The organism is Aeromonas sp. ASNIH2, assembly GCF_002934795.1.
Lineage (GTDB): Bacteria > Pseudomonadota > Gammaproteobacteria > Enterobacterales > Aeromonadaceae > Aeromonas > Aeromonas caviae.
Window position 1 is genome coordinate 774,297 of the sequence record NZ_CP026406.1, and the last position, 13,404, is coordinate 787,700.

Annotated in this window: 11 protein-coding genes; all 11 read left to right on the forward strand. The window is 63.0% G+C overall.

Annotated elements, in window-relative coordinates:
• The first annotated feature begins 2 nt into the window (after positions 1-2).
• The 11 genes from C3F36_RS03525 (at position 3) to C3F36_RS03575 (ending at position 13,385) form a co-directional block, all read left to right on the forward strand.
• Complete coding sequence (locus C3F36_RS03525) at positions 3-191, forward strand: hypothetical protein (RefSeq protein WP_233759703.1); 189 nt, start codon at positions 3-5, stop codon at positions 189-191.
• A 2-nt stretch (positions 192-193) separates the two neighbouring features.
• Positions 194-661: a GNAT family N-acetyltransferase gene (locus C3F36_RS03530; protein ID WP_104454484.1), complete on the forward strand. Its 468-nt coding sequence runs from the start codon at positions 194-196 to the stop codon at positions 659-661.
• Between the two features lie 82 nt (positions 662-743).
• Entirely contained in the window at positions 744-1,652 is a 909-nt protein-coding gene (locus C3F36_RS03535) for a pseudouridine synthase (protein ID WP_049636810.1), read from the forward strand.
• A gap of 64 nt (positions 1,653-1,716) precedes the next feature.
• Entirely contained in the window at positions 1,717-2,184 is a 468-nt protein-coding gene (locus C3F36_RS03540; RefSeq protein ID WP_010673620.1) for an NUDIX hydrolase, read from the forward strand.
• A gap of 303 nt (positions 2,185-2,487) precedes the next feature.
• On the forward strand, positions 2,488-3,594 hold the full coding sequence (gene mnmA / locus C3F36_RS03545) for a tRNA 2-thiouridine(34) synthase MnmA (RefSeq protein ID WP_010673619.1): 1,107 nt from the start codon (positions 2,488-2,490) through the stop codon (positions 3,592-3,594).
• 483 nt (positions 3,595-4,077) lie between these two features.
• A complete protein-coding gene (gene hflD / locus C3F36_RS03550; RefSeq protein WP_010673618.1) occupies positions 4,078-4,689 on the forward strand; it encodes a high frequency lysogenization protein HflD in 612 nt (203 codons plus the stop codon).
• A 30-nt stretch (positions 4,690-4,719) separates the two neighbouring features.
• Positions 4,720-6,090: an adenylosuccinate lyase gene (gene purB / locus C3F36_RS03555; protein WP_104454485.1), complete on the forward strand. Its 1,371-nt coding sequence runs from the start codon at positions 4,720-4,722 to the stop codon at positions 6,088-6,090.
• A 152-nt stretch (positions 6,091-6,242) separates the two neighbouring features.
• Positions 6,243-7,373 carry a ribosomal protein uL16 3-hydroxylase gene (locus C3F36_RS03560; RefSeq protein ID WP_104454486.1) on the forward strand — a complete coding sequence of 377 codons (1,131 nt, stop codon included), beginning with the start codon at positions 6,243-6,245 and terminating at the stop codon, positions 7,371-7,373.
• Between the two features lie 403 nt (positions 7,374-7,776).
• The gene (gene pykF, locus C3F36_RS03565; RefSeq protein ID WP_010673615.1) at positions 7,777-9,189 is read left to right on the forward strand and encodes a pyruvate kinase PykF; all 1,413 of its coding nucleotides are present in this window, start codon (positions 7,777-7,779) and stop codon (positions 9,187-9,189) included.
• A 149-nt stretch (positions 9,190-9,338) separates the two neighbouring features.
• Positions 9,339-12,656 carry a mechanosensitive channel MscK gene (gene mscK, locus C3F36_RS03570; RefSeq protein ID WP_104454487.1) on the forward strand — a complete coding sequence of 1,106 codons (3,318 nt, stop codon included), beginning with the start codon at positions 9,339-9,341 and terminating at the stop codon, positions 12,654-12,656.
• A 120-nt stretch (positions 12,657-12,776) separates the two neighbouring features.
• Positions 12,777-13,385 (forward strand): LysE family translocator, encoded by a 609-nt coding sequence (locus tag C3F36_RS03575; protein ID WP_104454488.1) that lies wholly within the window; start codon positions 12,777-12,779, stop codon positions 13,383-13,385.
• The last annotated feature ends 19 nt before the right edge of the window (positions 13,386-13,404 follow it).

A 13,404-nucleotide genomic window follows, 5' to 3' on the forward strand; every position in this document is an offset into this window, starting at 1 on the left:
GGGTGAACCCTATCGGGACACAGGGGCAAGGGCTTGCCCACAGCAAGCAGCAGTGGCAGACCCAGATCCGGCTGTTGGCATCCACACCGGGCGAGATGCCGTGCGAGGAGAACGCCGCCCGAGCCACCACATCGGTCAAGCCCGCCATCGTTTCGCGCGGCGCTCACCGTCACAAACAGGGAGAGAGATAAGGATGACGTTTGTCGAGATGAACCCCGCCCACCTGCCGCTGGCCCTGCTGCTGGAGGCCGATCCCGCCGCGTCGCGCATCGCCGCCTACCTGCCCGGGGCCTGGGGCTTTGCCGCCCTGGCGGACAACGAGGTCGTGGGGGCCTGCGTGGCGGGCCTGGTGGGGGAGCAAACCGCCGAGATATTCAACATCGCCGTTGCCCCCAACCGCCAGCAGCAGGGCATCGGCTCCGGCCTGCTGCGCTTCGTGCTGGAGAACCTGGCCGGGAAGGGGATAGGCCGCGTCGAACTCGGTACCGGCAGCTTCGGCCACCAGCTCGCCTATTACCAGCGCCACGGCTTTCGCGTCCATGCCGTCGTGAAGGATCACTTCCTCATCCACTATCCCGAGCCCCTGATGGAGCACGGCATCCAGCACAAGGACATGCTGCGCCTCTCCCTCGCACTGGCGCCGGACATCGCCACCCCCTGACCCGAGAGGGAAGCCCCGCTCTCCCCCTGATGGCCGCCCCCTGTGGTACACTCCGCCATCCCCTGTTTTTGGTAGGCATGCGATGAAATCAGCCCGTCCCCGTCTCTCCCTCTCCGCCCGCCCTGACGCAGGCCGCACGGCCAGCGGGCCTACCACTGTGCCCCCATCCCAACGCCGGGAGGCCCGGCACACACGGAGCGTCAACGAGCGCAAACCGGCCCCCGCCCCGGTGGATCGCAAGCTGCTGCTCCTGAACAAGCCCTACATGGTGCTCTGCCAGTTCACCGACGAGGCGGGCCGCGAGACCCTCAAGGATTACATCACCGAGCCCGGCATCTATGCCGCGGGCAGGCTGGATCGAGACAGCGAAGGGCTCTTGCTGCTCACCAACGACGGCAAGTTGCAGGCACGCCTCACACAGCCGGGAGAGAAGACCCCCAAGACCTACTGGGTGCAAGTGGAAGGCATCCCGAGCGAGGAGAAACTGGCCGCCCTTCGCGCCGGTGTGGAGCTCAACGACGGCATGACCCTGCCCGCCGGGGCGCGCATCATGGATGACCCTGCGGTGTGGCCACGCAACCCGCCCATTCGCGAGCGCAGGGAGATCCCCACCTGCTGGCTGGAGATCAAAATAGTGGAGGGGCGCAACCGCCAGGTGCGGCGCATGACCGCCCACATCGGCCACCCCACCTTGCGCCTCATCCGCTACGCCATCGGGGAGTGGACCCTCGATGGGCTGGCGCCGGGAGAGAGCCGCGCCCTGCCCGCCCCCGAGCTGGCACCCGCGCCACGACCAGCCGCCACGCAAGGCAAAGCACGGGCATCCGCCGCAGCCGGGGGCACTGGCCGCAGCGCCCCCCGCACCGCTCGGCCAACAGATCAGGAGCCACCCCAGGGGCGGGACCGCCGCGGGGCAGACCCGCGCCCCGGCAATCGCAGCGGCGGGCGCACCACCGCCCGCCGTCCGGCTCGCCCCAAGCCCTCTGAATGAAGGCGACAGCGGATCTGCATCGAGCGCCCCTGCCGGGGCACAGACAACAAGACAAGGAGTCCTTATGAGCGATCACCCACCGCTGCCCACCCGCCTCACCGTGGCCGCCCTGGTGCACTGGCAGGGGCGTTTCTTGCTGGTGGAAGAGGAGATTGCGGGCAAGCGCCGCTTCAACCAGCCCGCCGGCCACGTGGAGCCGGGAGAAGATCTCATCCAGGCGGCCTGCCGCGAGCTGAAGGAGGAGACGGGACTCACCGCCGCCCCCACCGGCTGGCTCGGGGTCTACCTCTTCAAACCGGCGGACAGCGAGGCCACCTTTGTGCGCACCGCCGTCATCTTCGACCTTGAAAAGTCGCCCGGTCAGCACCATCCAGAGGATCCCGACGGTGACGTACTGGCCTGTCACTGGCTCAGCCTGGAGGAGATTGCCGAGTGCAAGCCCGCCCTGCGAAGCCCCCTGGTGTGGCAGTGCATTCAGGACTATCTGGCAGGCACCAGGCTGCCGCTGTCGGCCCTCAAGGCCTTCATCTGAGAGCCTGCCCACGCTCTTACTGCGAGACCGTGATCAAGGCTCATGTGCTGCTCGGAATCCTCACGTATATCTATACGTTCCGGTTCCTGCGCTGCTCTTTACCTTGCTGACGGCCTCTCGTGACAGATCGTGAACAGGCTATGCGGGACCGTTTGGCGCCATTTTTTCATCATGGCGCCGACAAATAGAAAAACGATTTCCCGCCGCCGGGCTTCCAAGGGGAACGGCGGCAGGGAGATGTGACCGGGGGCGCAAAACTCTGGTAGAATACGCCCCGTTTAAACGAACTGGTAACTTCGACTAATGACAGACAACAGCCAAATCAAGGTGATCGTCGGCATGTCCGGCGGCGTGGATTCTTCCGTCTCGGCCTACCTGCTCCAGCAGCAGGGCTATCAGGTCGAAGGCTTGTTCATGAAGAACTGGGAAGAAGACGACACGGACGAGTACTGCTCTGCCGCCCAGGATTTGGCTGATGCCAAGGCCGTCTGCGACAAGCTGGGGATGAAACTCCACACCATCAACTTCGCCGCCGAATACTGGGACAACGTCTTCGAGCACTTCCTGGAAGAGTACAAGGCGGGTCGCACCCCGAACCCGGACATCCTGTGCAACAAGGAGATCAAGTTCAAGGCGTTCCTGGAATTCGCCGCCGAAGAGCTGGGGGCCACCTACATCGCCACCGGCCACTATGTGCGCCGTGACGACAGCACCGGCCGCCCGCGCCTGCTGCGCGGTCTGGATACCAACAAGGATCAGAGCTACTTCCTCTATACCCTGAGCGAAGCCCAGGTGGGTCAGAGCCTGTTCCCGGTCGGGGATCTGGAAAAACCCGAGGTGCGCCGCATCGCCGAGCAGCTGGATCTCATCACCGCCAAGAAGAAAGACTCCACCGGCATCTGCTTCATCGGTGAGCGCAAGTTCAAGGACTTCCTGGCCAAGTTCCTGCCCGCCCAGCCCGGCCCCATCGAAACCGTGGACGGCAAGATCATCGGCGAGCATCAGGGGCTGATGTACCACACCCTGGGCCAGCGCAAGGGGCTTGGCATCGGCGGTCGCAAAGATGCCACCGAAGAGGCCTGGTACGTGGTGGACAAAGAGGTGGAGCGCAACACGCTCGTGGTGGCGCAAGGGGAACACCCCCGCCTCTACTCCGACGGCCTGGTCGCGAGCCAGCTGCACTGGGTGGATCGCACCCCCATTCGCGCGCCGCGCCGCTGCACCGTCAAGACCCGTTATCGTCAGGAAGACATCCCCTGCCTGATCCAGCCCATCGACGATGAGACCATCCGGGTCATCTTCGACGAGAAACAGGCTGCGGTGACCCCGGGCCAGTCCGCCGTCTTCTACGACGGGGAAGTGTGTCTGGGCGGCGGCATCATCGAACAACGTTTCAGCCATCCGGTCTAAGGGCTGGGCGCTCACGAGCGTCCGCGCTGTACTCCCTTCTCCCCTCGCGGGAGAAGGGTTGGGGATGAGGGGGTCACCACCCTCACCCTGACCCTCTCCCTGAGGGAGAGGGGACAAAGAAAAACAGTACCAGGCAGCGATACATGATTGGCAACGTCCAGGCCGGATCATGGCATCGGCCGGTGAATGAACAGAACAGGGCTGTGAAGACATGGCCGACACATTCCAGGTCGGATCATGGCATCGGCCGGTGAAAGAACAGAACAGGGCTGTGAAGACATGGCCGACACATTCCAGGCCGGATCATGGCATCGGCCGGTGAATGAACAGAACAGGGCTGTGAAGACATGGCCGACACATTCCAGGCCGGATAATGGCATCGGCCGGTGAAAGAACAGAACAGGGCTGTGAAGACATGGCCGACACATTCCAGGCCGGATAATGGCATCGGCCGGTGAAAGAACAGAACAGGGCTGTGAAGATATGAGCGACAAATTCCAAGACAGAACCATGGCCTTCGCAGGCATCTGCCAGGCCGCCTATCTGGTGCAGAAAGTGGCCCGTGACGGCTCCTGCGACGAAGCCTCCCTGCGCGAGAGCCTGCAAAGCATTCTGGTCACCAACCCCACGCAGCCGCTGGAAGTGTTCGGCAGCCACCTGGCCATTCGCGACGGCTATCGCGCCCTGGTGGAACAGCTGGGGGCCGACGGCAGCCAGAAGAATGCCGAGCTGACCCGCTACGTGGTGAGCCTGATCGCGCTGGAGCGCAAGCTCGCCAAGCGCAAGGACATCCTCAACATGCTGGGGGAGCGGATCAGCCAGATCGGCCGCCAGCAACAGCATTTCGATCTGCTCGACGAGCAGATCCTGGCCAACATGGCGAGCATCTACAGCGACCTTATCAGCCCCATCGGGCCGCGCATCCAGGTGGCGGGCACCCCGCTCTTCCTGCAGCAGCCCCTGGTGCAGCACAAGGTGCGCGCCCTGCTGCTCGCAGGCATCCGCGCCGTGGTGCTGTGGCGCCAGCTCGGCGGCAGCCGTACCCAGATCATCTTCGCCCGCAAGAAGATGGTGGAACTGGCCAAACGATTTTAACCCCCACACCAATCATCAGGAGTTCACCCCATGGAGCTGTCCGCGCTGACTGCCGTTTCCCCGATTGACGGTCGTTATGGCGACAAGGCCGATGCCCTGCGCCCTATCTTCTCCGAATTCGGTCTGCTGCGTTTTCGCGTCGAAGTCGAGGTGCGCTGGTTGCAAAAACTGGCCAGCCACACCGGGATCCCGGAAGTCCCTGCCCTGAGCGAGGCAGCCAATGCCGTGCTTGACGGCATCGTCAGCAACTTCAACGAGCAGGATGCCGCCCGCATCAAACAGATCGAGCGCACCACCAACCATGATGTGAAAGCGGTGGAGTACTTCCTGAAAGAGAAGGTGGAAGTGAACCCGGAGCTGGCCGCCGTCAGCGAATTCATTCACTTCGCCTGCACCTCGGAAGACATCAACAACAACTCCCACGGCCTGATGCTGAAGACCGCCCGGGAAGAGGTGATCAAGCCTTATTGCGAAAAGCTCATCGGCGAGATCAAGCGCCTGGCCGTCGAGTACCGCGACATGCCGCTGCTGTCACGCACCCACGGTCAGCCGGCGACCCCGAGCACCATGGGCAAGGAGATGGCCAACGTCGCCTACCGTCTGGAGCGCCAGCTCAAGCAAATCATGGCGGTGGAGCTGCTGGGCAAGATCAACGGTGCCGTGGGCAACTACAACGCCCACATCAGCGCCTACCCGGATGTGGACTGGCACCAGTTCTCCGAGGAGTTCGTCACCTCCCTGGGCCTGACCTGGAACCCCTACACCACCCAGATCGAGCCCCACGACTACATCGCCGAGCTGTTCGACGCCCTGGCCCGCTTCAACACCATCCTGATCGACTTTGACCGTGACGTCTGGGGTTACATCTCCCTGGGTCACTTCAAGCAGCGCACCATCGCCGGCGAAATCGGCTCCTCCACCATGCCCCACAAGGTCAACCCCATCGACTTCGAGAACTCCGAAGGCAATCTGGGTCTGGCCAACGCCGTGTTCCAGCACCTGGCGAACAAACTTCCCATCTCCCGCTGGCAGCGTGATCTCACCGACTCGACCGTGCTGCGCAACCTGGGTGTGGCGGTGGGTTACTCCCTGATTGCCTATCAGGCGACCCTCAAGGGCATCTCCAAGCTGGAAGCCAACGCGGACGCCATGGCCGCCGATCTGGACGCCAACTGGGAAGTGCTGGCGGAACCCATCCAGACCGTGATGCGCCGCTACGGCATCGAGAAGCCCTACGAGAAGCTCAAAGAGCTGACCCGTGGTCGCCGCGTCGACGCCGAAGGGATGCGCACCTTCATCGACACCCTGGAGTTGCCGGAAGCGGTCAAGGTCGAGCTGAAGAAGCTGACCCCGGCCAACTACATCGGCGACGCCCAGCGTCTGGTCGATCTGCTGAAATAAGTGATGTAACCGAACCGGCGGGGGCTCTGTCATGACGGCAGGGCCCCCGTTGATTTTGGCCCATTTGATATGATCACCCTCTATCGGGCCATTTCAGAGCCCTTGCCCAAGCCCGCCTTGGGCAAGCCCTCTCACAAGATACGAGAAGCACCATGTACCAACTCAATCTGGATATCGCTCACTTCCTCGAGCACTACTGGCAGAAGCGCCCGCTCCTCATCAAGGGCGGTTTCACCGACTTTCAGGATCCCATCAGCCCGGACGAGCTGGCAGGTCTGGCCATGGAAGAGGTGATTGAGTCGCGCCTGGTCACCCGCTTCAACAACAAGTGGGAGGCGGCCCACGGCCCCTTCGAATCCTACGATCACCTGGGGGAAGAGAACTGGACCGTGCTCGTGCAGGCGTGCAACCACTGGGTACCCGAGGTGCACGAGCTGGCGGTGCCCTTCCAGTTCATCCCGGGCTGGCGCTTTGACGATGTGATGGTGAGCTTCTCCACCCCTCACGGCGGTGTCGGCCCCCACATCGACAACTACGACGTCTTCATCACCCAGGGTCAGGGCAAGCGCCACTGGCGGGTCGGCGATGCCAAGCCCCGGAGCGAGTTTGCCGCCCACGCCGCCCTGCTGCACTGCGAGCCGTTCGAGGCGATCATCGACGTCATCATGGAGCCGGGCGACATCCTCTACATCCCGCCCGGATTCCCCCACGAGGGCTACGCCATCGAGCCCTCCCTGAACTTCTCGGTGGGTTTCCGCGCGCCGGACGCCAAGGCCCTTGTCTCCTCCTTTGCCGATCACCTGATCGACAACGAGATCCGCACCGAACGTTACGGCGACCCGGACCTCCAGCCCCGCGCCCGCCACGGGGAAATCCAGCCCCATGAGCTGCACCGCCTGCGGGAGCTGATGCAACAGGCCCTCGACGACGAGACCCTGTTCAAGGAGTGGTTCGGCACCATGATCTCCGAGGCCAAGCACGATCTGGACGTGAGTCCCATGGAGCCTGACTACAGCGCCGAGGAAGTGGCCGACCTGCTGACCCAGGGGGAGCCCGCCATCAAGGTGCCGGGGTTGCGCAGCGTCTGGTTCAGCGGCGAGAGCCGCACCTGCTACATCGACGGCGAAGCCTGGACCCTGCCAAGCGAGGATCCGGCCGCCATCGCGCTCCTGTGCGACAAGGACATCATCACCCAGGACGCGCTGGTGGAACTGGCCGATCAGGCGGGCTTCCTGCAACTGCTGACCCGGCTGGTCAACCGCGGCTACTGGTTCTTCGGCTGATCCAGAGGGCTGCCGCCCCTCCCGGCGTGCCGGGAGGGGCGGCGTTTTTTCCGCTGTAGGCCTACCGGCTCCTACCCTGCGTTGCTTCGCCCTGACGCCGCGGGAGGGAGTGACTAAACTGGATGACGGCCAACGGCATCGGGCCGGATCGCCCCGGCAAGGGGACCCTGTTGTTTGTCATTTAACAACATGGGATCGGGCAGGATGCGGGGCCAGAAATGGGAACCAAATGGCCTCAGTTGCGGAAAATCAATTATTTTAGCCCCTAAAATGAGCTGTGAGCGAAAACGTTATCTTTCAAATTGAGGCCGTTTTCGCTCAAAACGTTGTTTCTGGATCATAAAAAGTATCCAAAAACTGGTGTATATTGCACGGCGGAAATTCCTTAACCATGAAGACTGACATGAAAAAGACCAAAATCGTCTGCACCATCGGTCCCAAGACCGAATCCAAAGAAATGCTGGGCAAGATGCTGGATGCCGGCATGAACGTCATGCGCCTGAACTTCTCCCACGGCGACTACGCCGAACACGGTGGTCGCATCAGCAACCTGCGCGCTGTCATGGCCGAAACCGGCAAGCACGCAGCCATCCTGCTGGACACCAAGGGTCCGGAAATCCGCACCATCAAGCTCGAAGGCGGCAACGACGTCTCCCTGGTCGCCGGCCAGACCTTCACCTTCACCACCGACCAGACCGTGGTGGGCAACAAAGACAAAGTCGCCGTCACCTATGCCGGTTTTGCCAGCGACCTGCGCGTCGGCAACCGCATCCTGGTTGACGACGGCCTGATTGGCCTGGACGTCATCGAAATCACCGAGCGCGAAGTGATCTGTAAAGTGCTCAACAACGGTGACCTGGGCGAGAACAAGGGCATCAACCTGCCGGGCGTCTCCATCAAGCTGCCGGCCCTGGCCGAGAAAGACAAGCGCGACCTCATCTTCGGTTGCGAGCAAGGCGTTGATTTCGTTGCCGCTTCCTTCATTCGCAAGAAAGAAGACGTGCTGGAAATCCGTGAGCACCTGAAAGCCCACGGCGGCGAGAACATCCAGATCATCTCCAAGATCGAAAACCAGGAAGGCCTGGACAACTTCGACGAGATCCTGGCTGTCTCCGACGGCATCATGGTTGCCCGTGGCGACATGGGTGTCGAGATCCCGGTAGAAGAAGTGATCTTCGCCCAGAAGATGATCATCGAGAAGTGCAACAAAGCCCGCAAAGTGGTCATCACCGCGACCCAGATGCTGGACTCCATGATCAAGAACCCGCGTCCGACCCGCGCCGAAGCTGGCGACGTGGCCAACGCCATCCTGGACGGTACCGACGCAGTCATGCTGTCCGGTGAGTCCGCCAAGGGCAAGTACCCGCTGGAAGCCGTGACCATCATGGCCACCATCTGCGAGCGTACCGATGCCGTGATGCCCTCCAACCTGTCTGCTGCCAACGACAGCAACAAGCTGCGCATCACCGAAGCGGTCTGCAAAGGCGCGGTCGAGACCTCCGAGAAACTGGACGCCCCGCTGATCGTGGTTGCCACCGAAGGCGGCAAGTCTGCCAAGGCCATTCGCAAATACTTCCCGAAAGCCTGGATCCTGGCCATCACCACCAACAAGAAGACCGCTGCCCAGCTGGTGCTGACCAAGGGTGTGGTTGCTCACGTGGTTGACTCCATCGCCTCCACCGACGACTTCTATCGCATCGGCAAAGAAGCTGCGCTGGAAATCGGCATGGGCGTGAAGGGTGACGTGGTTGTCATGGTCTCCGGTGCCCTGGTACCGAGCGGTACCACCAACACCGCCTCCGTTCACGTACTGTAATCCGTCCTGAACCGATGAAAGCGGCGCCTGCGGGCGCCGTTTTTTTTTATCTCTCCCCCTGCTGCCCCTCTTGCGCCGGTGCTAGAATCCACGCGGATTTTACCCTGGTGGAAAATCCCCCGAACATCGCATAATCACCCGGACGCTTTATGCTCTCAACACGCTTCAAAAGAGCCTCGGCCACCCTGCTGCCGCTGCTCTGTTTACTCATCACCTTCTGGACCCCGAGCACCCTGGCGCAGGATCTGCCCCAGCGCGCCACCGTGCAGCGGGCGCTCGACGCCCTCGGCAAATCGGACACCCCCACGGCCAGCCAGCAGGCGGACCAGAAGTTCCTGACTGACACCCTCTCCCTCCTCGACAGCATCGACAAGGAGAAGAGCAAGGCCAAAACCCAGAGCGAACGCCTGCGCACCCTGCCGGCAGAGCTCAAGGAGATCGGCGCCAAGCTCGACGCCCTGACCCAGGGCAAGAGCCCGGAGCAGCTCAAGAACGAATACGCCACCATGAGCCTGGCGGAGCTCGATGCCCGCCAACCCGAGATCATGGCCAACATGCAGGCGGCCCAGGAGGCCCTTGGCACCATCGGCAGCCAGATCACCAACCTGCAGACCCTGCCGGAGCGGGCCCAGGCCAGCATGAGCCGCGCCTATCAGCGCAGCCAGGAGATCCGCACCCGCCTCAACGCCGGGGACGGGGTGAGCAGCGCCGAGAAAATGAAGCTTAATGCCGAACTGGCCCTGCTGGATCTGCAACTGGCCAACCTGCAAAAGGAGCTGGACAACCGCACCAGCATGCAGGATCTGGTGGTCAAGCAACGGGACTACCAGAGTGCCCGTCTCGCCAGTGAAGAGCAGAAACTGCAGGCATTGCAGGAGCAGAGCAGCGCCAAGCGCCTGGGGGACACCGAAAAGACCGCCGAAGAGACCGGCGAACTGGTGACCGCCGAAGACAACCCCCTGGTGCAAAAAGAGCAGGAGCTCAACTACCAGCTCAGCCAGCAACTCATCAGCTCCACCAACAGCCTCAACACCCTGGCCCAGAAGAACCTGCAGGCGAAGAGCATGCTGGAGCGCGGCACCCAGACCGAGCGCAACCTCAACGAACAGGTGCAGATGCTCAAGGGCAACCTGCTGCTCTCGCGCATCCTCTATCAGCTCTACCAGCAACTGGAAGCGGCCCCCTCCACCCTGGTGAAGAACCTGGAGGAGCAGATCGCCGACCTGCACCTGGCCCAGTTCGAACTGAGCCAGCAGCGTGACCAGCTGTTCCAGAAGAACCAGTATCTGGACAACCTCATCGCCAGCAGCGGCGAGACGGTGAGCGACGAAGACAGGGCCAGCCTTGCCAAGCTCATCGACACCCGCATCGGCCTGCTGGATCAGCTCAACCGCCAGATGGATGCCCAGCTCACCAACGCCATCAGCCTGCAACTGACCCAGCAGCAGCTGACCCGGGTCTATGCCTCCATCGAGTTCACCCTGCAACAGCACATCTTCTGGGTGAGCAGCAACAAGCCCATCGACGCCAAGTGGTTCATCACCTGGCCGGCCCAGGCCTTCAAGCAGGCCTCCGACTGGGTGCTGAAACCGGACTGGAGCGGTTGGGGCGACATGCTGCTGGCGGTCTCTCTGCTGGCACTGCCCCTGCTGCTGGTGGGGGGCCTGCTGCTGTGGAAGCGCGGCACCCTGCTCGAGCGCCAGAAGAAGATCGTCAAGGATCTGGGACGTTTTCGTCAGGACAGCCAGTGGCACACCCCCCGTGCCCTGCTGTTCACCGTGCTGCAACGCCTGCCGGGCACCCTCTTCATCCTGGCCGCCGGCCTGCTGCTCGCCTATTGCGGCCTGCTGAGCCCGAGACTCATCTTCCAGATCACCCTGAACCTGGCCCTCGGCTACCTGGTGTTCAGCGTCTACCTGTCGGTGATGCGACCGGGGGGCATCGGCGAGACCCACTTCCGCATGCCGCGGGACGAGCTGCAGGCCAAGCGCAACAGCATGCGCTACCTCTGGCTGCCCCTGCTGCCCCTCATCATGCTGTCGACCAAGGCGGTGGTGGAGCCCTCCTCCCTTGGCAACGACGTCATCGGCCAGGGCATGACCATGCTGCTGCTGGGGCTGACCGCCTACCTGGTGCTGCCCATCTCCCGCGCCCGCATCAAGGGCGAGGCGAGCATGTTGCAGACCCTGACCGCCGTCGCCCTGGCGCTGGCGCCGGTGGCCCTGATGGTGCTGGCAGCCCTTGGCTACTACTACACGGCCCTGAAACTCACCGGCAGGCTCATCGAGTCCTTCTACCTCATCATCATCTGGGGTCTGGTCTATCGCACCGCCCTGCGCGGTCTTGAGCTGGCGGCCCGTCGTCTGGCCTATCGCCGCGCGGTCGCCAAGCGGGAACACAAGACCCAGGAGGATGCGGAAGGGGGCGAAGCCATCGAAGAGCAGCCCATGGATCTGGAAGAGGTCAGCCAGCAGTCCCTGCGTCTGACCCGCATCATGCTGCTGCTGGTGTTCGGCGTCGCCTTCTACTGGCTCTGGTCTGATCTGGTGGCGGTCTTCACCTACCTCGACAGCGTGGTGCTGTGGCACAAGAGCGAGGGGACCGGGGCCAACGCCGTGCTCTATCCCATCAGCCTGAGCGACGTGCTGACCGGCCTCTTCGTGTTTGGTGCGGCTCTGTCGCTGGCCCGCAACCTGCCGGGCCTGCTGGAGGTGCTGGTGCTCTCCAAGCTGCGCCTCGCCCAGGGCACGGCCTACGCCTTCACCACCATGCTCAACTACGCCCTGATCGGGGTGGGCAGCCTGACGGCGCTGGCCATGCTCGGGGTCCAGTGGGAGAAGCTGCAGTGGCTGGCCGCCGGTCTCTCGGTCGGTATCGGTTTCGGCATGCAGCAGATCGTCTCCAACTTCATCTCGGGCATCATCATCCTGTTCGAGCGCCCGGTGCGGATCGGCGACACCGTCACCATCGGCACCATCTCGGGCACGGTCAACAAGATCAGGATCCGCTCCACCACCCTCACCGACTTCGACCGCAAGGAGGTGATCATCCCGAACCAGCAGCTGATGATAGAGCGGCTCATCAACTGGTCCCTGTCCGACACCGTCACCCGGGTCATCGCCCGGGTCGGAGTGGCCTATGGCTCGGATCTGGATCTGACCCGCAAGCTGTTGATGCAGGCCGCCATGGAGAACAGCCGGGTGCTGAAAGACCCGGCCCCCATCGTCTACTTCCTCACCTTCGGGCCCAGCACCCTGGATCACGAGCTGCGCTTCTTCGTGAGCGAGCTGGGGGATCGCAACCCGGCCATCGACGAGCTGAACCGCCGCATCGATGTGCTGTTCCGCGAGCATGGCATCGAGATCGCGTTCAACCAGATGGACGTCTACATCAAGAACATGCAGGGAGACGAACAGAAGGTGGAATCCCGCCCGGCGCTGCCGCCGGCAGGGAACCAGCCCGTCTGATCCCGCCCACTTCACAGGCCCCGTCACGGGGCCTGTTTTTTTCTGCCCGCCCCCCGCCTTGGAAAGCGCAGATCGCCCCCAATATAGGGAAGACAACGGACTGTCTGCACGAGGAACCCAATGGACTCGCTCTACGCCGTGGTGCTCTTTGCCATCTCGGCATCGGTCACCCCCGGCCCCAACAACATCATGGTGATGAGCGCCGGCGCCAGCGTCGGGATACGCAAGAGCCTGCCCCTGCTCATGGGGATCTGCGTCGGCTTCACCCTGATGCTGTTGCTGGTGGGGCTGGGCTTTGGCCAGCGCTTTACCCGCTTCCCCGAACTCCACTTGTTCATCAAGTGCGCGGGCACCCTCTATCTGCTCTATCTTGCCTGGCTCATCGCCCGCCCGACGGACGGGATGACTGACAGCAACGGGGCCCGCCCGTTCGGCTTTTTCAAGGGTGCCCTGTTCCAGTGGGTCAATGCCAAGGCCTGGGTGGTTGCCACCGGCGCCATCGCCGCCTTCACCAGCGCGGGGAGCGACCCCTTTGAGCAGCACCTCGTCATCGCCCTGACCTTCTTCATCGTCTCTTTCCCCTGCGTCGGACTCTGGCTCCTGTGCGGTTCCCTGCTCAAGCGCTGGCTGGCAAACGATCTTGCCCGTCGCCGCTTCAACCAGGTGATGGCGGCCCTGCTGGCACTGTCAGTGGTGCCCGTCATTCGCGAGATCCTGATCCCCGCCTGAGACGCCGGGACTCCCTTTC